Raw genomic sequence first — 21,316 nt, 5'->3', positions numbered from 1 at the left:
GGACGGCGGCGCTCCGGCCTGCCGTCCGGCCCCGGGTCACCGCGGCCGGGCGGCTACGAGCCCGCCCGCCGCCAGCCCCGCGTCACCTCCGCCATCGCCGCGACGGCGGCCCGCCGGTGCTTGCCCTCCTTGCGCAGCTTCGGGGCGAACTCGACGTGCAGGAACTCGGTCTCCTGCTCGGCGGCGTCACGGCCCTGCATATTGGTGCGGCCCTCCAGGGGGCAGGAGCGGGCCCAGGCGCGGCAGACCTCGTAGCCCCGGCGGCGCAGCCCGTCCGCGAGGTCGCGGCCCGCGGCGACGGCCACGCGGCCCTTGCCGGTGGAGGCGACCACGTCGTGGTCCGGCGCCGAGTCGTCGGCCATGCCGTGGATCTGGATGCCGGGCAGTCCGCGCCGCGCCAGCTCGTCGCAGATGGCGTGGAATACGCTCTTCCGCCGGTGCGCCACGTCCGCCTCGTTGCCGCGGCCCGCTTTGCGATGTGCGCCAGCGATGATCAGTACGCCACCTGGTGAGCGCCGCATGAGCTGGACGCCGAGCCGCTCGGTGTTCTTGTCGGCCACCGGGTGCGGGACCTGCGCGGACCATCGCACGGGGGAGTCGAGGTCCACGTACACCCGGCCCCAGCCGCGGGGCGCGGGCGCGTGGTCGGAGCGGTCGGTGACCTCCGCGTAGCGCCGCCCGGTGGCCGCGTCGGTGATCGTCCGCACGGTGAAGTCCACGTCGGAGAGGCGGCGCTCGGCCCGCTCCCGCTTCCGGTCGACGAGCAGGGCGACGCCCTGGGCGACCTTGCGGCGCTCGACGACCGTGGGACGCCGGTAGCCGGTGTCCGCGGCGAAGTCCGAGGTGTAGTCGGTGACCAGGCGCTCCAGGTTCTCCTCGTCGCTGCCGTCGGCGTCGGTGGGGCGGCTCCCCGGTGTCGAGGGCGCGGACGACGAGGGCTCGCGCTCCGGCGACCGCGCCCCGTCCGACGCGGCGGGGCGCCGCTCCCCGTCGGAGCCGGACGGCGAGCCGCACTGCGTGAGGCTCGCCACCGCGGCGAGCGCGACAGCGACCCCGACCAGGGGACGAACTCGACGCCGCTTTGCGTTTGTTATCGACCGAATTGGAGGGTGAGTCATGGTTGTATAAAGATATCCTCGTGATGACACGTCCCTCCCGCAGGCTAATAACGACCTGCGCAGCCTCGCTCGCCCTTCTGGCGGGCACCGCGTGCGGCCCCTTCGGCGGCGATGACGACAAGGCCTCCGACGGCGGCCCCTCGTTCACCGTCGCGGCCGCGGGCGACATCCTCATCCACCCTCAACTCACCGAGCAGGCCCGCAAGGACGCCAAGGTGACCGGCAAGGGGGAGAAGGGCATCGACTTCGGGCCGATGCTCGCCGGGATCAAGCCCGTCATCAGCAAGGCCGACCTCGGGATCTGCCATTTCGAGCCGGTCGTGAGCAAGCCGGAGGGGCCCTTCCAGAGCTACCCGGACTTCCTGGTGCCGCCGCAGATCACCACGGCGGTCAAGGGCGTCGGCTACGACCAGTGCTCCAGTGTGTCCAACCACACCCTCGACCACGGCCCCAAGGGCGTCACGCGCACCCTGAACGCGCTCGACAAGGCGGGCCTGAAGCACACCGGCTCGGCGCGCAGCGCGGCCGAGGCGAAGAAGCCGCTGATCACCACGGTCAAGGGCGTCAAGGTCGGCCAGATCGCCTTCGCCTTCGGCTTCAACGGCCGCGAGGTGCCCAAGGACAAGCCCTGGATCGTCAACCAGAACGACTTCGACAAGATCGCGGCGGCCGAGAAGGCCACCCGCGCCGCCGGCGCCGACGTGGTGATCCTCAGCATCCACTGGGGCCGCGAGAACCAGCCCAACGCCAGCACCCCGCAGATCAAGCTCGCCCGCCGCATCGCGGAGGAGACCGGGATCAACCTGGTCATCGGCCACCACGCGCACGTGGTCCAGCCGATGGAGAAGATCGGCGACACCTGGATCGCGTACGGACTCGGCAACCAGGTCGCCCGGCACGACGTGCCCAGCGGACTGACCGAGGAGGGCGCCATCGGCTGGTTCACCTTCAGCAAGCGCGGCGACAAGTGGAACGTCGACGCGAAGTACGTGCCCACCTTCACGGAGATCCCGCCGGACCCGGACGAGACCGGGGAACTGCCCAAGGGCGCCGTGAAGGACCACCGCCTGCTCGACGTCGCCGCCACGCTGCGTGACGGTAAGGACCTCAGCAAGGAGCGGCGCTCGCGCTACCGACTCGCCTTCGAGCGCACCCAGGGCACGCTTCTCAACCGCGGAGCCGGCCAGGACGGCCTGTCGGCCCTGGAGGACCTGCCGGACTGAAACATTCCGTGAAGCCCGGAGTAACTCCAGGTCACAACGGCACGGTTGCCCGCGGGGCGGTGATGAAGTGATCTTTGACGTAGGTCACATCTCGCCATCCCCGTACATCCATTCCCGTCCCTGACGGGTCAAGACCTTCCGATCGCACTCGCGTGCGCCCGAGCGCCGCCGTGCGCCCACCGCGTTGATTCCGTACTCAGTGTCACGAACGTGTCACTCCAGGAGAGGAGCACCCCCTTGGCCGCTTCGCCCACGAAGCGGCGGCACAAGGTCCGCCGAAGGACCGACATGTCACTCATCGGCGGCATACGCCCGCCGATCGCCGTGCTGTCGGTCCTGCTCCTCGCCCTGGCGGGTGTCACCGCCCTGACCCTCGGCCGCGTGGGTCAGGACGCGGTGCCGAAGGCCGTCAAGCAGTCCCAGCAGCACTTCGCCGAGGACGGCGCCATCGCCCTGCGCGCCTCCATCGACGAGTCCGTCACCGACCTGACCCGCACCGCGGGCCTGTTCAGCGCCGGCGACCCGGTGCCCGCCGACGCCGTCCTCGACAAGATCGGCAGCGTCTACCAGAAGTGGATGGGCACCGCCGTCGTCGAGATCCGGTCCGGCAAGCTGCTCGCCGCCCGCGGCGAGAACGTGCCGCTGGCCGCCATCGACCGCTCCAAGCTCAAGGACGACGACGGCCTCCAGCCGCGCATGGTCCGCCTGGAGAACGGCGAGACCCGCCTCCTCGCCTTCGCGGTGCTCAGCTGGAAGGGCCAGCCGCAGCAGCTGCTCGTGGCCTCCACCAGCCTGCGCTTCCCCGGCATCAGCCTCGGCAACTTCCGCGCCATCGCCGTCGTCGGCCAGGACGGCAACGTCCTGAGCACCGACGGCATCCCGGAGCCCGAGCAGGTGCTCACCGACCTCCAGCGCAAGGAGGTCAAGCAGTCCAACAAGCAGCTCAAGGCCTTCGCCAAGGCCGCCGCGAAGAAGTCGCGCCTGCACCCCCTGTCGGTCAAGGAGCCCGGCTCCGGCGGCTACAAGGGAGTCAGCGGCTATCTGATCGGCGACAGCTTCCTCAGCGAGCGGTCCGTCGCCGGCTACGCCACCCTCGCCGCCCCCGAGCCGGGCGAGCAGACCGTGGCGACCCGGCTCGGCCTCAGCGTCGTCGCCATGCAGCCCGTCGCCGAGGACGAGGACCGGGCCGACAGCTCCGCTTTCGGCCTGATCGCCGCGGGCGCCCTGCTGCTCATCGGCGGCGTCACGGTCTTCCTGCTCCTGCGCACCGTGCAGCGCCCGCTGATCCGGCTCTTCCTGGAGAGCCGCCGCCTGACCCGCGGCGACCTGAACCGCCCGGTGACCGTGCCCAAGTCCGGCGAGGCCGCCCGCATCGGCGCCGCCCTCGAACGGCTGCGGCGCCAGCTGCTCGGCGAGCCCGCGGCGGCGAGCGAGACCCCCACGCGCCGCCGCAAGTTCGGCAGCCGCACCCTCATCGCGGTCTGCGGCGTGCTCCTGCTCGTCTGGTCGGCGCCCCTGCTGCTCCTGCTCAACCGCGCCGGGGACGACGTCCAGGTGCCGCAGCAGCTCGTCAACGACCAGCGCGAGCGCACCGACACCCTCACCGACCGGGTCCGCCGCGCCCTCAACGAGGGCCACGCCGACCTCACCTCGGTGGCCTCCCTCATCGGCGCCCGCACCGAGCCCGACGACATGGGCAGGGTCCTCGAGAGCACCCTGAACCAGCACAGCCGCTACCGCTCCCTGTACGTCCTCGACAAGGACGGCAAGGTCCTGTCGAAGGCCGGCCAGGACCCGCGCAGCCCCTCCGGCAAGGAGCCGTCCGACGAGGCCATCCGGGTGCTCGACGACGGCGGCAAGGAGCCGGTGATCATCGGCACCGCCGAGGTGCCCGGCCGCGACGGCGCCGCCGTCGTGGGCGAGTTCCGCATCGACTTCCTCAACTCGCTGCTCAAGCGCCCCGGCCTCGGCGCGGTCCGCGTCGTCGACAAGGACCGCAAGGTCATCGGCGGCAACACCGGCTACTTCGAGTTCGAGGGCCTGCCCAGCGGGCGCCTCGACGCGCTCGTCGAGGGCACCAGCCAGAAGGTCGGCCTCAGCCCCCGGCCCAGCGGTGTGCTCTACCGCGACGGCGGCGACATCCAGATCGCGGCCGCGGCCCCGTTCGTCGGCGGCGGCGCCGCCAAGTCGCTCGGCTGGACCGTGGTCAGCTGGCAGCCCGCGTCCAAGCTGCCCATCCCCGCGTACACGTTGCAGAACCGCACGGTCCTCGCGGGCATGCTCGGCGTCACCGCGGCCGCGGCCTGCCTCGGCTGGCTGCACATCGTCGTCGTACGGCCGCTGCGCAAGCTCGCTGACCAGGCGGAGGCACTGGCCGACGGCGACCGCAAGACCGTCCTGTACCCGGTCCACCACGACGAGGTCGGCGCCGTCACCCGCAGCCTGGAACTCATCAGGCAGCAGCTGCCCACGGGCGCGCAGCGCAAGCGGGACGGCGTGTCGGCGCCGCTCGCCGGAAGGAACTGAACCGCCGTGTACTTCCTCTTCACCGTCCTCGTGGTGTGCTGCGCCGTCCTGCTGGTCGCCGGGGTGATCGAGCAGCGGCGGCACTTCACGAACCTGGAGCACATACCGACGCGGGTGCTGGTCAACGGCATCCGCGGCAAGAGTTCCATCACCCGCCTGTGCGCGGGCGCGCTGCGCGGCGGCGACCTGACCACCGTCGCGAAGACCACCGGTACGGCCGCCCGGTTCATCCACCCGGACGCCACCGAGGAGCCGGTCTACCGCAAGTTCGGCATCGCCAACGTCGTGGAGCAGATCGGCATCGTGCGCCGCGCGGCGGCGTACAACCCGGACGCCCTGGTCATCGAGTGCATGGCGGTCATGCCCGCGCTCCAGGAGATCAACCAGTCCAAGCTGATCCGCTCCACCATCGGCGTGCTCTGCAACGTCCGTGAGGACCACCTCGCCGAGATGGGCCCCACCCTCGACGACGTGGCGCGCTCCCTGTCCCGCTCGATGCCGGAGAACGGCATCTGCGTCACCGCGGAGAAGGACCGCTTCGACATCCTCAAGGAGGAGGCCGACGCCCGGAACTGCGAGCTGATCTACGCCGACCCCGAGACGGTCACCGACGACGAGCTGCGCGGCTTCAGCTGGTTCACCTTCAAGGAGAACGTGGCGATCGCGCTCAAGGTCGCCGAACTCCTCGGCGTCGGCCGCGAGGTCGCCCTCCAGGGCATGTACGACGCCCCGCCGGACCCCGGTGTCCTCTCCGTCGAGCGGTACGTCACCGAGGACGCCAAGAAGCTCCGCTTCGCCAACGTCTTCGCGGCCAACGACCCCGAGTCGACGCTGATGAACATCAACCAGCTGCTCGACCTCGGCGCGATCCACCGCCCGCTGAACGTCGTCATCAACTGCCGCCCCGACCGCGTCGAGCGCAACGGCCAGATGGGCGAGATCATCCCCGACCTCCAGCCGGAGAAGGTCTTCGTCATCGGCCACCCCGCCAAGAGCGCCATCGACGCCATCCCCGCCGAGTGGCGCTCGCGCGCCGTCGACCTCGGCGGCGACCGGCGCGACCCCGAGGAGTTCATGGGCCAGCTGCTCGGCCAGCTCGGCCAGGACTCCTCGCTCGTCGCCATCGGCAACATCCACGGCCAGGGCGAGGTGCTCCTGGAGCACCTCGCCGAACTCCCCGCCGACGAGAGCGAGGACCCCGCGCCCGCCCCGGCCGCGGCGAAGACCGCCGAGGGCGTCGTGGAGCGGACCCAGCCGACCCCGATGTACGAGCCGCACATCGACCCGTACCAGCACTACCCGGAGGCGTACGAGAACCGCTACGCCCACCAGCAGCTCACGCCGGCCGTGCCCGTGCACGTGCCCGCCCAGCGCACCGCGGAGCAGCAGCCGTACGGGGCGTACCAGCAGCAGTACGAGCAGCAGTACGAGCAGCAGTACGAGCAGCACCAGGGCTACGACCAGCAGCAGTACGCCCAGCACGGACAGCAGGCGCAGTACGGGCAGCAGAGCTACGACCAGCACCAGCACCAGCACCAGCAGTACGACGCGTACGCGGCGCAGGGCCACCAGGGCCATGCGCCGCAGGACGCCTACGCGCCGCAGGAGCGCTACGGCCAGGAGGCCGCGTACGAGCCCGCTTCCTACGAGCCCGCCCCGTACGAGGCGTATCCGCACCAGCAGGTGCCGCACGCGCCCGAGCCCCCTCAGCCCTCTGAGCCCCGCGGCCTGTTCGAGCCGCGCGTCCCGCCCGTTTCCCCCGCCGCCGACGACACGCAGCAGTGGCACAGCCCAGGAGAGCCCCGTTGATCCCCTCCGTCCTCACCCCCGAGATCGCCGCGATCGGGATCGCGCTCGGGCTGCTCTTCTCCCTGGTCTGCTATCTGACGACCAACCTCTCGCCCGGCGGCATGATCACCCCGGGCTGGCTCGCCCTGACCCTCGTCGAGGACCTTCAGCGCGCCGCCATGGTGGTGGGCGTCACCGTCCTCACGTACGTCTGCACCCTGCTCATGCAGCGCTTCATCATCCTGTACGGCAAGCGTCTGTTCGCCGCGGTCGTCCTGACCGGTGTGGTGCTCCAGGCCACCGTGATGATCGTGCTCTCGATCGAGTTCCCGCTGATGTACAGCAACCAGACCCTCGGCTTCATCGTGCCGGGCCTGATCGCCTACCAGCTCGTGCGCCAGCCCAAGGGCCCCACCCTGCTCGCCACGGGCTCGGTGACGCTCATGGCCTACGTCGTCCTCACCGCCGGGATTCTCCTCGGCTTCATGCCGTCCGCCTGACCTCGGCCTGACTTCCGGAGCCACACATGCCGCCCAAGAAGAAGCGTCCCGCCCTCCACGCCGCGACCGTGCTCGCCCTGCTCGCGGGCAGTGCCTTCCTGACCGTCGAACTGCGCAAGGACGAACAGGACAAGGCGCCCGAGGTCCAGGCCGTCACCGACACGCCCGGCCGTCTCAGCAACGGCGCCTCGGCGCAGGGCGGCAAGCAGACCTGGGAGCGGCTGCGCAACCCCGACCGCTCCGTGCTGCGCACCGAGGGCGGCAAGGTGCTCGCCACCTTCACCGACGGGGCCCGCTCCGCCACGCTCACCGGGCCGAGCCGCACCTTCACCGAGCCCGCCAACACCAAGTCCCGGGTCGTCACCGACGACTGGGTCCGGCTGATGCCGGAGGTGTGGCGCAAGGGCGCGGAGAAGGAGAAGTGGTTCAAGGACTGGTACAAACAGTACGCGGGCAGCGAAGAGGACGACATCTTCGCCATGGCCTTCCAGTACGTCGAGGGCGCCCCCGTCAAGAAGGACGACGAGGGCATCGCCTACCGCGGTGACGCCAACTTCGGGCCGCTGAACCCCAACGGCAGCGAGGGCAACGACCTGCGCGAGGAGCAGTCCGACTTCTACGACTACCTCGGCATCCCCTACACCTTCCGGGACGGCACCACCATCCAGCCCGAGGCCAAGCGGGCCCGCGCCATGGACTGCTCCGGCTTCATCCGCACCGTCTTCGGCTACCGCGCGCGCTACCCGCTGATGTCCTCCGACACCGCGGGCGACGGCCTGCCCCGCACGGCCAACGGCATGGCCCGCGGGAAGATCGGCACGGAGGTCATCAAGCTCAAGGGGGTCTCCGCGGCCGACCGCCCCAAGACCATCGACGTCATCCAGCCCGGCGACCTGGTCTTCTTCAAGCTCGACGCCCGTACGAAGCAGCGGCTCGACCACGTCGGGATCTTCCTCGGCCACGACGCGGACGGCCACAAGATCTTCATCTCCAGCCGGGAAGAGGTCAACGGCCCGACGATCGGCGACAAGGGCGGCACGTCGCGCCTGGACGGCAACGGGTACTACGCCTCGACCCTGCGCAGCGCGAAGCGGCTGTAGCGGCGGCGCTGGACCGGGCATGGACCGGGGCGCTACCGCGCCGTGCCCGCCCCGCCGCTACCGCGGCGGTCTTTCCCACCCGCCCACCCGGAACTCCCCGGCTTCGCGGGCCGGGCCCCGACGCGGAGCGCTTGCGGGTGGTGCCCTTCCCCTGCACCCCGGTCCCAGGTGGGGGCGGGTGGGCGGGACTGCCCCGGCGGCGCGCAGTGCGGCCCGCGTCGACGGCGGCAGCCGCCGCCCCCCGCTGTGGGCAATCGTCCCGCTGGGCGGGACGGGTGGGCACAGCGCCAGGTGCCGGGGCAGCCGCGTGGCGGGCCTAAGAGGCCGGGCGGACCGTGCGGGGCCCGACGCAGGTGGCGCCGTGGGCGTGGACGCGGGCGCGCAGGCCCCGGTCGGCGGTGACGACGACGCAGGGGCCCGCCGCCTCGGCGACCAGCTCCACGATGCGGTCGTCCCCGCTCGCGGGCGCGGAGTCGACCCGCACCCCGGGCACGGAGGCGACCCCACGGGCCTGCCCCTCCACCACGAGCACCACGTCGAGAGGCCCGGGCACCCCGTCCACGCCGCCCTCGGCACAGGGCACGAGCCGGTCCCGCAACCGCTCCGCCGCCCCCTTGCGGTCCCGCCACCAGCCGTCCGGCACGGACCCGACCACGTTCGCGGCGTCGACCACCAGGGTCACTCTCTCCATGCGGCAAGGGTCGCACGCCCGGGTGCGGCACCAGGGCCCCCGCCCATTAGAGTGGGTTTCACCGCACCCGCCCCTCGCCCCGGAAGCCGCATGCCCCCAGCCCCCACCTCATCGGCCGTGAACGGCGACTGGCTCGTCCGCGGACGCGACGGCCGGCTCTGCGTGTACGCCTTCGGCCCGGACGGCACCACCGTCGTGTGCCGCACCGAGCGCGTCCCCGGCGGCCCCTGGACGGCCCCCCGCGTCGTCGGCGGCGACCAGCGCGTGCACCCGGTGCTCGCCGTCTCCCAGGGCGCCGACGCCTACGCCCACCTGGTCGCGTGGCGCCCCACCGTCCCGGGCGAGTCCGGCCTGGTGCACTCCACGCACTTCCAGCCGCACCTCGCCGCCCTGGACTGGAACCCCCTCGGCCACCCGAACAAGAAGGGCGACCGCACCGGCACCCCCGCCGTCACCGTCGACGCCGAGGGCCGCGCCCACGTCTTCGTACCCAACAGGGGCGGCGGAGTGAGCATGCGCGGACAGAAGCAGGCGGGCGGCTGGGGGCCCTGGCGCGACCTCAAGGGCCAGGGCGTCCAGGGCGAACTCGCCGTCGTGACCGCCGAGTCGGGACGCGTCGTGGCGTACGCGAGCACGCCGGACACGATCCTGCGCTGGCGCCAGAGCGGCCCGGGCAAGGTGCCCGTCATGGACGAGCCGCTCGCAGTCCGTGCCCGCCCGGGCACCTTGCGCGCGCTCGCCACCTCCGCCGAGCACACCACCCTCTTCTTCACGGACCAGGAGGGCCACGTGTGCGCCTGGCGCGGGGACGAGGAGCCCGCGCGGCTGCTGCCCGCCGCGGGCCCCGGCCCGGTCGTCGCCGCGCGGTGCGAACTCGACGGCTACGACTGCACGTTGCTCGCCCAGCGCGCGGACAGCGGCCGCGTCGCCTTCGCCGCGTACCCGACCGAGCTGGAGTCGGCGGGCGCCTGGTGGGCCGAGTCGGGCCCCGCCCTTCCGGTGGACGCGCGGCTCGCGCTCGGCGCGGACGCCACGGGCCGCGTGCTCGCCGCGACCTTCGTCCCGGGCACCGACGACCTGCGCCTGACCTACCGCAAGGACGAGCCGGGCCTCGCCCTCAAGGCGTGGGAGCAGCCGCTCTCCGGCCGCTGAAGGAGTACGGAAAGGGGCCCGGCCCGCCGACTGGCGGACCGGGCCCCTTTCCGGTGTCCTCGTTACGCGGGGACGCTCGCGATCCCCTGCTCCAGGAACCGCTTGCCGTTCACGCGCTCGCTGACGCCCTCGCGGTCCAGGTACGGCGTGACGCCGCCCAGGTGGAAGGGCCAGCCCGCGCCGGTGATCAGGCACAGGTCGATGTCCTGCGCCTCGGCGACGACGCCCTCGTCCAGCATGAGGCCGATCTCCTGGGCGACCGCGGCCAGGACGCGGTCGCGGACCTGCTCCTCGGTGAGGACCGTGTCGCCCTGCTTCAACAGCGCCGCGACCTCCGGGTCCAGCTCCGGCTTCCCGCTGTCGTAGACGTAGAAGCCGCGCTTGCCCGCCTCCACGACCGCCTTCAGGTTCGGGGAGACCGTGAAGCGGTCCGGGAAGGCGCGGTTCAGCGTCTCGGAGACGTGCAGGCCGATGGCCGGGCCGACCAGCTCCAGGAGCACGAGCGGGGACATCGGCAGACCGAGGGGCTCCACGGCCTTCTCGGCGACCTCGACCGGGGTGCCCTCGTCGATGACGTTCTGGATCTCGCCCATGAAGCGGGTGAGGATGCGGTTCACGACGAACGCCGGGGCGTCCTTCACCAGGACCGCGGTCTTCTTCAGCTTCTTGGCGACACCGAAGGCCGTGGCCAGCGATGCGTCGTCGGTCCGCTCGCCGCGCACGATCTCCAGGAGCGGCAGGATCGCGACCGGGTTGAAGAAGTGGAAGCCGACGACCCGCTCGGGGTGCTTCAACTTCGACGCCATCTCGGTCACCGAGAGCGAGGAGGTGTTGGTGGCGAGGATCGCGTGCGCCGGGGCGACCGCCTCGACCTCCGCGAACACCTGCTGCTTGACGCCGATCTCCTCGAAGACGGCCTCGATGACGAAGTCGGCGTCCGAGAAGCCCTCGGCCTTGTCCAGGACACCGGTCACCAGGGCCTTGAGGCGGTTGGCCTTGTCCTGGTTGATGCGGCCCTTGCCGAGCAGCTTGTCGATCTCGGCGTGGACGTATCCGACGCCCTTGTCGACGCGCTCCTGGTCGATGTCGGTCAGGACGACCGGCACCTCCAGGCGGCGCAGGAAGAGCAGGGCCAGCTGCGAGGCCATCAGGCCGGCGCCGACGACGCCCACCTTGGTGACCGGGCGGGCCAGGTTCTTGTCCGGCGCGCCCGCGGGGCGCTTGGCGCGCTTCTGCACCAGGTTGAAGGCGTAGATGCCGGAGCGCAGTTCGCCGCCCATGATGAGGTCGGCGAGCGCGGTGTCCTCGGCGTCGAAGCCCTTCTGGGCGTCGCCGCCCTTCGCGGCGGCGATGATCTCCAGGGCGCGGTAGGCGGCCGGGGCCGCGCCGTGCACCTTGGAGTCGGCGATGGCGCGGCCGCGCGCGACCGCCGCGTCCCAGGCCTCGCCGCGCTCGACCTCGCCGCGGGCCACCTCGACGTCGCCCTTGAGGACGGAGGCCGTCCACAGCAGGGACTGCTCCAGGAAGTCGGCGCCCTCGAACAGCGCGTCGGCGATGCCGAGGTCGAAGACCTGCTGGCCCTTGAGCTGCTTGTTCTGGTTCAACGAGTTCTCGATGATGACCGAAACCGCCCGGTCCGCACCGATCAGGTTCGGAAGGAGCGTGCAGCCGCCCCAGCCCGGCACGAGACCGAGGAAGACCTCGGGCAGCGAGAAGGCGGGCAGCGCCTTCGACACCGTGCGGTAGGTGCAGTGCAGGCCGACCTCGACGCCACCGCCCATGGCGGCGCCGTTGTAGTACGCGAACGTCGGTACGGCGAGCGCGGACAGGCGCTTGAAGACGTCGTGGCCGCCCTTGCCGATGGCCAGCGCGTCCTCGTGCCGCTTGAGCAGCTCGACGCCCTTGAGGTCGGCGCCGACGGCGAAGATGAACGGCTTGCCGGTGATACCGACGCCGACGATCGTGCCCTCGGCGGCCTCCTTCTCGACCTGGTCGATCGCGGCGTTCAGGTGCGCGAGCGACTGCGGGCCGAAGGTGGTCGGCTTGGTGTGGTCGAAGCCGTTGTCGAGGGTGATCAGCGCGAAGCGCCCGGCGCCGGACGGCAGGTCGAGATGGCGTACGTGCGCCTGCGTGACGACCTCGTCCGGGAACAGCTCGGCGGCACCCTTCAACAGCTCAGCGGTGGTGGTGCTCACTTGTCGCCTCCGGCGTCCTTGTGGTGCGGGTTCTCCCAGATGACCGTCGCGCCCATGCCGAAGCCGACGCACATGGTGGTGAGGCCGTAGCGGACCTCCGGCTGCTCCTCGAACTGCCGCGCGAGCTGTGTCATCAGCCGGACACCGGAGGAGGCCAGCGGGTGGCCGAAGGCGATGGCGCCGCCGTACTGGTTGACGCGCGCGTCGTCGTCGGCGATGCCGTAGTGCTCAAGGAAGGCGAGCACCTGGACGGCGAAGGCCTCGTTGATCTCGAACAGGCCGATGTCACCGATGCCGAGCCCGGCCTGGGCGAGGGCCTTCTCGGTGGCCGGGATCGGACCGTAGCCCATGACCTCGGGCTCCACGCCGGCGAACGCGTAGGACACGAGCCGCATCTTGACCGGCAGGCCGTTCTCGCGGGCGAAGTCCTCGGAGGCGATGATCGCGGCGGTGGCACCGTCGTTGAGCCCCGCGGCGTTGCCCGCGGTGACGCGGCCGTGCGTACGGAACGGCGTCTTCAGCCCGGCGAGGTTCTCCAGGGTGGTGCCGGGCCGCATCGGCTCGTCCTGGGTGGCCAGGCCCCAGCCGGTCTCGCCCACCTCGGCGTTGGTGTTCCGGACGGAGATCGGCACCAGGTCCTGCTGGATCTTGCCGTTGGCGTAGGCCTTGGCGGCCTTCTCCTGCGAGCGCACGGCGTATTCGTCGGCGCGCAGCTTGGTGATGGAGGGGTAGCGGTCGTGCAGGTTCTCGGCGGTCATGCCCATGAACAGGGCGGACTCGTCGACCAGCTTCTCGCTCACGAACCGCGGGTTCGGGTCGACGCCCTCGCCCATCGGGTGGCGGCCCATGTGCTCGACACCACCGGCGATCACCGCGTCGTACGCGCCGAAGGCGATGGAGCCCGCGGTCGTGGTGACGGCCGTCAGGGCGCCCGCGCACATGCGGTCGACCGAGTAGCCCGGCACGGACTGCGGCAGGCCGGCGAGGATTCCGGCGGTGCGGCCGATGGTGAGGCCCTGGTCGCCGATCTGCGTGGTCGCGGCGACGGCGACCTCGTCGATCTTGGCCGGGTCGAGAGCCGGGTTGCGGCGAAGCAGCTCCCGGATCGCCTTGACGATCATGTCATCGGCGCGGGTCTCGTGGTAGATGCCCTTCGGGCCCGCCTTGCCGAACGGGGTGCGGACGCCGTCGACGAAGACGACGTCCCTGACGGTACGAGGCACGATGGCTCTCCTCCAGGGTGCGGTGCGCCTGCGGCGCGCTTCCTGGGGTCATGCTACTTACCGGTAACTAGTAGGCCAAGGGTGGTCCCGGGGAGGCCCATGTCACATGTGGCCCCCCTGGCCTGAACCTTGCGCCCGGGCCCCGCGCACCGTCCGGGCGGGGCCTCTGGCCGGGCCCGCCCGCCCCGCGGGACGACGGCCCACGGCGGGCGGGCGGGCGGGTGGGAGGAGAGGCGGCTAGGCCAGCGCGGCGGCCAGGGCCGGGGCCACCTGGGCGATCTGCCAGGGGCGGGCGCCGTGGGCGGCGAGGGCCGCGGAGACGGTCTCGACGGTCACCTGCGCGGGCGGCTCCCAGCACACGCGCCGCACCGTGTCCGGAGTGATCAGATTCTCCTGCGGCATGGCCAGCCGCTCCGCCAGCTCCGAGACGGCGGCCCGCGCGGCGGACAGCCGTGCCGCGGCGGCGGGGTCCCGGTCCGCCCAGGAGCGGGGCGGCGGCGGCCCGGTCACGGCCTGACCGGGCTGCGGCAGCTCCGCCTCGGGCAGCGCCTTGGCCCGCTCCACCGCGGCCTGCCACTGTTCGAGCTGGCGGCGCCCCATGCGGTGCCCGAAGCCGGGCAGCGCGGTCAGGGCGTGTACGCCCGACGGCAGGGCGAGGGCGGCCTCGACGATGGCGCCGTCGCTGAGCACCTTGCCGGGCGAGACGTCACGGCGCTGCGCGATCCGGTCGCGGGCCGTCCACAGCTCCCGTACGACGGCCATCTGACGGCGGCGCCGCACCTTGTGCATGCCGGAGGTGCGCCGCCAGGGGTCCTTGCGGGGCGGCGCGGGCGGCGCGGCGGCGATGGCGTCGAACTCCTCGCGGGCCCAGTCGAGCTTGCCCTGGCGGTCCAGCTCCTTCTCCAGGGCGTCGCGCAGGTCGACGAGCAGCTCCACGTCCAGGGCGGCGTACCGCAGCCAGGGCTCGGGCAGCGGGCGCGTCGACCAGTCCACGGCGGAGTGGCCCTTCTCCAGGACGTAGCCGAGGACGCTCTCCACCATCGCGCCGAGTCCGACGCGCGGGAATCCGGCGAGACGGCCCGCCAGCTCCGTGTCGAAGATGAGCGACGGGATCATGCCTATTTCCCGCAGGCACGGGAGGTCCTGGGTGGCTGCGTGGAGCACCCATTCGGTGTCGGCGAGGGCGTCGCCGAGTGCGGACAGATCGGGGCAGGCGACGGGGTCGATCAGCGCGGTGCCCGCGCCTTCGCGGCGCATCTGGACGAGGTAGGCGCGCTGGCCGTAGCGGTAGCCGGAGGCGCGCTCGGCGTCCACGGCCACCGGTCCCGTACCAGCGGCAAATGCCGCGATGACCTGCGCGAGCGCGTCCGGGTCCGCCACCACGGGCGGGATGCCGTCGCGTGGTTCGAGCAGGGGTGTGGGAGTCCCGTCGACAAAGACGCCTGTGACGCCTTCGTCCGGAGGAGCGCCTCCGGTGGTTCGCAGTGAGCTGTCTGCTGCGGTCTCTTGGGCGTCGGTCACCTGTCAAGGGTATCTGTGAACGGACGGCGCCCGTCGACGGAACGTTACGTCGACGGGCGCGCAGGGGGTGTAAATCAGTCAGTGGATGATTCCGGTGCGAAGGGCCACCGCTACCATTCCGGCCCGGTCTCCGGTGCCGAGCTTGCGGGCGATGCGGGCGAGATGGCTCTTCACGGTCAGGGCGGACAGGCCCATGGAGACGCCGATGGCCTTGTTCGACTGGCCCTCGGCGACGAGCCGCAGGACCTCGACCTCACGGCCCGACAGCTCGCGGTAGCCGCCCGGGTGGCTCGGGGCGCCCGGGGGGCGGCGGTGCATGCGGGCGGCGGCGGAGCCGATGGGGGCGGCACCGGGACGGGTGGGGAGCCCGACGTTGGTGCGGGTGCCGGTGACGACGTACCCCTTCACGCCGCCCGCGAGGGCGTTGCGTACGGCGCCGATGTCGTCGGCGGCGGACAGGGCGAGCCCGTTGGGCCAGCCCGCGGCGCGGGTCTCGGACAGGAGGGTCAGGCCGGAGCCGTCGGGAAGGTGGACGTCCGCGACACAGATGTCACGGGGGTTGCCGATGCGGGGACGAGCCTCCGCGATCGACGAGGCCTCGATGACGTCCCGTACCCCGAGGGCCCACAGGTGGCGGGTCACGGTGGAGCGGACACGGGGGTCGGCCACGACGACCATGGCGGTCGGCTTGTTCGGGCGGTAGGCGACCAGGCTTGCGGGCTGCTCGAGGAGAACGGACACCAGGCCTCCTGGGGTGGCGGCGGGACGGCCCTGCTCGGGGAAGAAGCCGGGGCGAACCGTATGTTTCAAGGTCACAGACCTCTTCGGCACCTCCTGTCCCGGCCTTTAGGGGATGATCACGATTTGGTGAGTAACAATTCGGGGCGATTCGGACATGCGATCGATCATCCGACGATTCACCTGGGCGTATGGCGCGCCCGGCGCGTCAAGCGGGCGCACGCGCCCCCAACCCGTGCGACGGACCGGCCGTCGTCGCGAGTGACGCCCCGCCGCCGCCCGCGCGGGCTCAGCTCGGGCGCGGGCCCCGGCGCTGCGGCAGCGTGACCACCGAGCCGTCCGCGGGCCCCGCAGGGGGCAGCCCCGCGATCTGGCACAGCAGATCGCACCACGCCGCGAGATGCGCCCCCGCGTCCGGCACGCCCCCCGCGCCCTCCCGCGGCGTCCACGAGGCGCGGATCTCGATCTGCGAGGCGGGCGGCCGCTCCGCGAGCCCGCCGAAGTAGTGCGACCCCGCACGCGTGACCGTCCCGCTCGGCTCCCCGCAGGAGAGCCCGCGCGCCTGGAGCGCCCCGGTCAGCCACGACCAGCACACCTCGGGAAGCAGCGGATCGGCGGCCATCTCCGGCTCCAGCTCCGCCCGCACCAGGGTCACCAGGCGGAAGGTGCCCTTCCAGGCCTCGTGCCCCGCCGGGTCGTGCAGCAGCACCAGGCGCCCGTCCGCCAGGTCCTCGTCCTCCTCGACGACCGCCGCCTCCAAGGCGTACGCGAACGGCGCGAGCCGCCGCGGTGGCCGTGTCGGGTCGATCTCGACCTGCGGCCGCAGCCGTGCCTCCCGCAGGGCGTCGACCGCCGCGCGAAACGGCGGCGGCGCCGTGTCCGCCACCACCCCCTGCGCTCCGTCCATCTCGCCAGCGCCGTCCGACCGTTGTCCCTGAGCCGCAGCCATGCGGGGAAGATTAAGGGGAACGGCGGCTTCGCGCAGTCACCCCGCCGACGCGCGGCGAGGTGTCCCGCCCGCGCCGGGCCGCCCCGCGGCCCGCGCCCGCCGTCGAACACCGACGGGCTTTCTCGCCGCGGCCGGGGCCGTGCGAGACTTTCCCGGTGACTGTCAACGACGAGGCCACCGGCCAGCAGCCCGCAGCGACGTACGACTCCGCCTTCCTCAAGGCGTGCCGGCGCGAGGCGGTGCCGCACACGCCCGTGTGGTTCATGCGGCAGGCCGGGCGCTCCCTGCCCGAGTACCGCAAGGTCCGTGAGGGCACGGCCATGCTGGAGTCCTGCATGCGGCCCGACCTCGTCACCGAGATCACCTTGCAGCCGGTGCGCCGCCACGGCGTCGACGCCGCCATCTACTTCAGCGACATCGTCGTCCCGCTGAAGGCCATCGGCGTCGACCTCGACATCAAGCCGGGCGTCGGGCCCGTCGTGGAGCGGCCGATCCGCTCGCGCGCCGATCTCGCACAGCTGCGCGACCTCACCCCGGACGACGTCTCGTACGTGACCGAGGCCATCGGCCTGCTCACCGGCGAGCTGGGTGGCACCCCGCTCATCGGGTTCGCCGGTGCGCCGTTCACCCTCGCGAGCTACCTCGTGGAGGGCGGACCGAGCCGTAACCACGAGCACACCAAGGCGCTCATGTACGGCGACCCGCAGCTGTGGGCCGACCTGCTCGACCGGCTCGCGGAGATCACCAGCGCCTTCCTCAAGGTGCAGATCGAGGCGGGCGCCTCCGCCGTGCAGCTCTTCGACTCCTGGGTGGGCGCCCTCGCGCCCGCCGACTACCGCCGCTCGGTCATGCCCGCGTCGCGGAAGGTCTTCGACGCCGTGGCGTCGTACGGCGTGCCGCGCATCCACTTCGGCGTCGGCACCGGCGAACTCCTCGGCCTGCTCGGCGAGGCCGGGGCCGATGTCGTCGGCGTCGACTGGCGCGTGCCGCTCGACGAGGCCGCCCGCCGCGTGGGCCCCGGCAAGGCGCTCCAGGGCAACCTCGACCCCGCCGTGCTCTTCGCCCCCCGCGAGGCCGTCGAGACCAAGACCGACGAGGTGCTCGCGGCGGCGGCCGGGCTCGAGGGCCACGTCTTCAACCTGGGCCACGGCGTGCTGCCGACCACCGACCCGGACGCGCTGACCCGCCTCGTGGAGTACGTGCACACGCGCACGGCCGTCTGACCCTCACATCCGGCGGCCGGGGACCTGCGGCAGCGGCGGTTCCCTCCAGGGGTTGGAGCCCGCGCCCGGCACCGCGCAGTGCACCCCCGCCCCGCGCCGCGCCGCCGTGCGCGCCGCGAGGCGGGCCAGGGCGGGCGGCACCCCGTACACGAGGTGGCAGAACCGGTCGGGGGAGTGCCGCGCCGTCCACGGCGGGGCGCTGAACGAGCGCAGGTACGTCGTCCAGTGCCCCTCGAAGGTGACCAGCAGGTCCGCGGCCCGCGCATAGCCCGGGGTCTCCGGATGCGTGCCCGGGTTCAGGACCACGGGGCCGAGCCCGCGCTCGCGCGCACGCCGGACCAGGCGCCGGCAGGGGCGCAGCTCGCGGCGCCCCGCCGCGATCCGGTCGAGGAAGCAGCCGTCGACCCGGTAGAAGTCGAGGTGCCGGTCCAGATCGGCGGCGACCGCGGCGGCCGGGCGCTCGCCGTAGGCCGCGTCGACGTACCCGAGCACCGGCACCCCCGCCGACCGCAGCGCGTGCGCGGCGACGGCGAACGCCGGGTCGGGGGCCGCGCCCGGCCCGTCGGCGGCGTTGAGCACGACGCCGTACAGGTGGGGCGCGGCCGCCACGAGCGCCCGCCAGGCCGCGGGGGCCACGGCCGGATGGACGTACAGCGGGACGAGCAGCGGGCTCATCGGCGGTCCGCGGGGACGCGTGCCCCGGCGCCGTCGGCCGCCCACAGCGCGGCGAGCGCGGCGGCGAGGGAGTACCGAGGGCCCCAGCCCAGCTCCCGGCCGGCGGCTGTGACGTCCGCGCACTGCCAGGGCACCGCCGCGGAGCGGCCCACGGCGGGCAGCGACTCCTCGACGCGGCCCTGGAAGCCCGCCGCCCGCACCAGTCCGTGCACCAGGTCGCGCACCGGCGCGGCCCGGCCGCTGCCGACGTTGAGCAGGCGGGGCACCGGGCCCGGCGCGGTCACCGCAAGGTCCACCGCCCGCGCGACGTCCCGGACGTCGACGAAGTCCCGGAACGCGGACAGGTCCCCCACGCGGACGGTGCCGTGCGGCGACTCGCCGACGGCGCGCCGCAGTTCGGCGGTGAGCCGGCCCGGCAGGCCCGCCGCGGGCGCGCCGGGGCCGACCGGGTTCGTCACACGCAGGACCACCGCGTCGAGCCCCGACGACGTCACCGCGAGGGTGCCCGCCAGCTTGGTGGCGCCGTAGGGCGCGACCGGGTGGGCCGGGTCGTCCTCGGCGGTGCGCGCGCCGCGCGGCTGGGGCCCGTACTCGGCGGCGGAGCCCAGGTGGACCAGGCGGGCCCCGGGCGCCGCCGCGCGCAGCGCCTCGCACAGCGCCGCCGGGCCGCGGGCGTTGACCTCCGCGAGGGTCAGGGCGGTGCCGCCGACCGCGCCCGCGCAGTTCACGACCGCGTCGGGCGCGGCCCGCGCGAGCAGCTCCACGAGGTCGCCGGGGGCGGCCGTGGCCAGGTCGCAGCGCAGGTCCGCGGCCCGGCCGCGGCCCGCGGTGCGCAGCCGCGCGCCGGGCAGCGCGCGCAGCCGCGCGGTGAGGTGCGCGCCCAGGTAGCCGGTCGCGCCCAGGACGAGGATCCGCATCGCTCAGGCCCCCTTGAGCAGCAGGGAGCGGTGCGTGGTGAACTCGGCGTTGGCGCGGTCGTAGTCGTCGGGGCGGCCGATGTCCAGCCAGTACCCTTCGAACTCGTAGGCGTGCGGCGGGTTCCCGGACTTCAGCAGGTCCAGGACCAGCTCGTCGAAGCCGAGCGGCAGGCCCGGCGTGTACGGCGCGAGCGTGTCCCGGCAGACGCCGTACACGCCCATGGAGACGCGGTAGTCCACGCTCGGCTTCTCGGTGAACGCGACCACGCGCCGCTCCTCGGTGGTCAGGACGCCGAAGTCGATGTGCACCTCGCGCGGGTAGGTCGCGATGGTCAGCGGGGCCCGCGCGTCCTGGTGTCCGCGCAGGACGTCCGCGAAGTCGAGGTCGGTGAGGATGTCGCCGTTCATGACCAGGAAGTGCTCGGGGAGGCGGTCCTTCATGGTGAGCAGCGGGCCCATGGTGCCGAGCGGGCTCTCCTCGGTGGAGTAGCCGACGCGCAGGTTCCAGCGCGAGCCGTCGCCGACGTAGGCGCGGATGATGTGGCCGAGGTGGCCGATGGCGAGGGTGCAGCTGGTGAAGCCGGCCGCGGCGAGCTGGCGCAGGACGATCTCCAGGATCGCGTGCTGGTCGCCGATGGGGACCAGCGGCTTGGGCAGCGCGGTGGTGTACGGCCGGAGCCTGACGCCCTTGCCTCCGGCGAGGATGACTGCGTGCATGGGGGTGCTCCTGTCTGTGAGTCGGCGATGATGGAGCGTCAGATGTTGTACGTGTCCGTCTTGTAGCGGGCCAGGTTGGCGGGGTCGAGGAAGAACGCGACGGTCCGGGCGAGGCCTTCCTCCAGGCCGTACCGCGGGCTCCAGCCGGTGGCCTCACGCAGCCGGGTGGCGTCCGCGACCAGGCGCATCACCTCCGACGCGGCGGGGCGCACGCGCTGTTCGTCCTCCCGCACGTCGAGGGCGGTGTCCATCACCTTGCCGATGAGCCGCACCAGGTCGCCGACGGAGATCTCGCCGCCGGTGCCGGAGTTGAAGGTGCGGCCGAGCACGGCGTCGGCGGGCGCGGTGCCGACGGCGAGGAAGGCGCGGACGGTGTCCTCGACGAACGTGAAGTCCCGGGTGGGCCGCAGATCGCCGAGCGTGACGGCGCGCTCCCCGGCCGCGACCTGGCCGATCACCGTGGGGATGACGGCGCGCATGGACTGGCGCGGGCCGTAGGTGTTGAACGGCCTGAGCGTCACCACGGGCGTGGCGAAGCTCGCGTAGTAGCTGTCGGCGAGCCGGTCGCCGCCCGCCTTCGAAGCGGCGTACGGCGACTGGGTGTTGATGGGGTGGTCCTCGGTGATCGGCACGGTCAGCGCGGTGCCGTACGTCTCGCTGGTGGAGGTGTGCACCAGGCGCGGGACCTCGGCGTGCCGGACGGCCTCCAGGACGTTGAGGGTGCCGGTGACGTTCGTGTCGACGTACGAGTGCGGGGCCCGGTACGAGTACGGGATCGCGATCAGCGCGGCCAGGTGGTAGACGATCTCGGCGTCGGTGACCAGGGCGTGGACCGAGCCGGGGTCGCGCACGTCGCCCAGGACGGTCTCGACGTCGGCGAGCACGTCGGCGGGCAGCGTCTCCAGCCAGCCGTACGACGAGAAGGAGTTGTACTGGACCAGCGCGCGCACGCGGTGGCCCGAGGCGACGAGCGCCTCCGTGAGGTGGGAGCCGATGAAACCCTCGGCTCCGGTGACGACGGCGAGCGGTGCGGACGTCATGCGGGTCTCCTGGCGGTCGT

At 72.7% G+C, this 21,316-nt stretch carries 18 protein-coding genes; 7 read left to right on the top strand and 11 right to left on the bottom strand.

From position 1 onward, the window contains the following. Window positions 1-53 precede the first annotated feature (53 nt). Window positions 54-1,031 (bottom strand): hypothetical protein, encoded by a 978-nt coding sequence (locus AC07GB_RS11815; protein ID WP_478844105.1) that lies wholly within the window; start codon window positions 1,029-1,031, stop codon window positions 54-56. A gap of 110 nt (window positions 1,032-1,141) precedes the next feature. Here AC07GB_RS11815 and AC07GB_RS11810 point away from each other — a divergent pair, with 110 nt between their 5' ends. The 5 genes from AC07GB_RS11810 to AC07GB_RS11790 all read left to right on the top strand — a co-directional run bounded on the left by AC07GB_RS11810 (window position 1,142) and on the right by AC07GB_RS11790 (window position 8,255). After that, window positions 1,142-2,341, top strand: coding sequence for a CapA family protein (locus AC07GB_RS11810; RefSeq protein ID WP_478844103.1), 1,200 nt, complete (start codon window positions 1,142-1,144; stop codon window positions 2,339-2,341). Between the two features lie 288 nt (window positions 2,342-2,629). After that, window positions 2,630-4,867: a HAMP domain-containing protein gene (locus AC07GB_RS11805; RefSeq protein ID WP_478844306.1), complete on the top strand. Its 2,238-nt coding sequence runs from the start codon at window positions 2,630-2,632 to the stop codon at window positions 4,865-4,867. 6 nt (window positions 4,868-4,873) lie between these two features. Beyond that, complete coding sequence (pgsB, locus tag AC07GB_RS11800; RefSeq protein WP_478844101.1) at window positions 4,874-6,676, top strand: poly-gamma-glutamate synthase PgsB; 1,803 nt, start codon at window positions 4,874-4,876, stop codon at window positions 6,674-6,676. Continuing rightward, on the top strand, window positions 6,673-7,155 hold the full coding sequence (locus AC07GB_RS11795) for a poly-gamma-glutamate biosynthesis protein PgsC/CapC (RefSeq protein WP_030682587.1): 483 nt from the start codon (window positions 6,673-6,675) through the stop codon (window positions 7,153-7,155). The genes pgsB and AC07GB_RS11795 overlap by 4 nt, the downstream gene beginning before the upstream one ends. Window positions 7,156-7,181: 26 nt before the next feature. Next, the gene (locus tag AC07GB_RS11790; RefSeq protein ID WP_478844099.1) at window positions 7,182-8,255 is read left to right on the top strand and encodes a C40 family peptidase; all 1,074 of its coding nucleotides are present in this window, start codon (window positions 7,182-7,184) and stop codon (window positions 8,253-8,255) included. A gap of 316 nt (window positions 8,256-8,571) precedes the next feature. Here AC07GB_RS11790 and AC07GB_RS11785 read toward each other — a convergent pair whose 3' ends face one another. Continuing rightward, window positions 8,572-8,946 (bottom strand): NTP pyrophosphohydrolase, encoded by a 375-nt coding sequence (locus AC07GB_RS11785; RefSeq protein WP_478844097.1) that lies wholly within the window; start codon window positions 8,944-8,946, stop codon window positions 8,572-8,574. Between the two features lie 117 nt (window positions 8,947-9,063). Between AC07GB_RS11785 and AC07GB_RS11780 the strand changes: the two genes are divergently transcribed. Beyond that, a complete protein-coding gene (locus AC07GB_RS11780) occupies window positions 9,064-10,098 on the top strand; it encodes a PLL family lectin (RefSeq protein WP_478844304.1) in 1,035 nt (344 codons plus the stop codon). Window positions 10,099-10,160: 62 nt separating this feature from the next. On the opposite strand, the gene AC07GB_RS11775 is transcribed toward AC07GB_RS11780, so the two are convergent. From AC07GB_RS11775 to AC07GB_RS11755, 5 genes are all read right to left on the bottom strand, one after another. Then, entirely contained in the window at window positions 10,161-12,293 is a 2,133-nt protein-coding gene (locus tag AC07GB_RS11775; protein ID WP_478844095.1) for a 3-hydroxyacyl-CoA dehydrogenase NAD-binding domain-containing protein, read from the bottom strand. Continuing rightward, window positions 12,290-13,516, bottom strand: coding sequence for a thiolase family protein (locus AC07GB_RS11770; RefSeq protein WP_478844093.1), 1,227 nt, complete (start codon window positions 13,514-13,516; stop codon window positions 12,290-12,292). The genes AC07GB_RS11775 and AC07GB_RS11770 overlap by 4 nt, the downstream gene beginning before the upstream one ends. Before the next feature lie 237 nt (window positions 13,517-13,753). Further along, entirely contained in the window at window positions 13,754-15,037 is a 1,284-nt protein-coding gene (locus AC07GB_RS11765; protein WP_478844091.1) for an HRDC domain-containing protein, read from the bottom strand. A 78-nt stretch (window positions 15,038-15,115) separates the two neighbouring features. Further along, window positions 15,116-15,778 carry a response regulator transcription factor gene (locus AC07GB_RS11760; RefSeq protein WP_030687574.1) on the bottom strand — a complete coding sequence of 221 codons (663 nt, stop codon included), beginning with the start codon at window positions 15,776-15,778 and terminating at the stop codon, window positions 15,116-15,118. A gap of 286 nt (window positions 15,779-16,064) precedes the next feature. Then, window positions 16,065-16,724: a DUF3000 domain-containing protein gene (locus AC07GB_RS11755; protein WP_478844090.1), complete on the bottom strand. Its 660-nt coding sequence runs from the start codon at window positions 16,722-16,724 to the stop codon at window positions 16,065-16,067. Between the two features lie 155 nt (window positions 16,725-16,879). Here AC07GB_RS11755 and hemE point away from each other — a divergent pair, with 155 nt between their 5' ends. Then, window positions 16,880-17,947, top strand: coding sequence for a uroporphyrinogen decarboxylase (gene hemE, locus AC07GB_RS11750; protein ID WP_478844088.1), 1,068 nt, complete (start codon window positions 16,880-16,882; stop codon window positions 17,945-17,947). A 3-nt stretch (window positions 17,948-17,950) separates the two neighbouring features. Here the strand turns inward: hemE and AC07GB_RS11745 are convergent, their stop codons facing one another. The 4 genes from AC07GB_RS11745 to AC07GB_RS11730 are packed head-to-tail and all read right to left on the bottom strand — an operon-like array spanning window position 17,951 to window position 21,296. Beyond that, complete coding sequence (locus AC07GB_RS11745; protein ID WP_478844086.1) at window positions 17,951-18,622, bottom strand: spherulation-specific family 4 protein; 672 nt, start codon at window positions 18,620-18,622, stop codon at window positions 17,951-17,953. Beyond that, the gene (locus AC07GB_RS11740; RefSeq protein ID WP_478844083.1) at window positions 18,619-19,539 is read right to left on the bottom strand and encodes an NAD-dependent epimerase/dehydratase family protein; all 921 of its coding nucleotides are present in this window, start codon (window positions 19,537-19,539) and stop codon (window positions 18,619-18,621) included. Before AC07GB_RS11740 ends, AC07GB_RS11745 begins: the two co-directional genes overlap by 4 nt. 3 nt (window positions 19,540-19,542) lie before the next feature. Further along, entirely contained in the window at window positions 19,543-20,256 is a 714-nt protein-coding gene (locus AC07GB_RS11735; RefSeq protein ID WP_478844081.1) for a nucleotidyltransferase family protein, read from the bottom strand. 38 nt (window positions 20,257-20,294) lie between these two features. Beyond that, complete coding sequence (locus AC07GB_RS11730; RefSeq protein ID WP_478844080.1) at window positions 20,295-21,296, bottom strand: SDR family NAD(P)-dependent oxidoreductase; 1,002 nt, start codon at window positions 21,294-21,296, stop codon at window positions 20,295-20,297. Window positions 21,297-21,316 lie beyond the last annotated feature (20 nt).

The organism is Streptomyces sp. NPDC045778 (assembly GCF_056431945.1).
Note: the sequence above shows the minus strand (reverse complement) of the source record. Positions and strands in the feature narration are given on the sequence as shown.

Excerpts from the sequence above, each read along its gene's own strand:
- AC07GB_RS11785 (WP_478844097.1), bottom strand. The coding sequence starts at position 8,946 with ATGGAGAGAGTGACCCTGGTGGTCGACGCCGCGAACGTGGTCGGGTCC.
- AC07GB_RS11790 (WP_478844099.1), top strand. The coding sequence starts at position 7,182 with ATGCCGCCCAAGAAGAAGCGTCCCGCCCTCCACGCCGCGACCGTGCTC.
- AC07GB_RS11745 (WP_478844086.1), bottom strand. The coding sequence starts at position 18,622 with ATGAGCCCGCTGCTCGTCCCGCTGTACGTCCATCCGGCCGTGGCCCCC.
- AC07GB_RS11735 (WP_478844081.1), bottom strand. The coding sequence starts at position 20,256 with ATGCACGCAGTCATCCTCGCCGGAGGCAAGGGCGTCAGGCTCCGGCCG.
- AC07GB_RS11740 (WP_478844083.1), bottom strand. The coding sequence starts at position 19,539 with ATGCGGATCCTCGTCCTGGGCGCGACCGGCTACCTGGGCGCGCACCTC.
- AC07GB_RS11755 (WP_478844090.1), bottom strand. The coding sequence starts at position 16,724 with ATGGCTGCGGCTCAGGGACAACGGTCGGACGGCGCTGGCGAGATGGAC.
- AC07GB_RS11810 (WP_478844103.1), top strand. The coding sequence starts at position 1,142 with ATGACACGTCCCTCCCGCAGGCTAATAACGACCTGCGCAGCCTCGCTC.
- AC07GB_RS11730 (WP_478844080.1), bottom strand. The coding sequence starts at position 21,296 with ATGACGTCCGCACCGCTCGCCGTCGTCACCGGAGCCGAGGGTTTCATC.
- AC07GB_RS11805 (WP_478844306.1), top strand. The coding sequence starts at position 2,630 with ATGTCACTCATCGGCGGCATACGCCCGCCGATCGCCGTGCTGTCGGTC.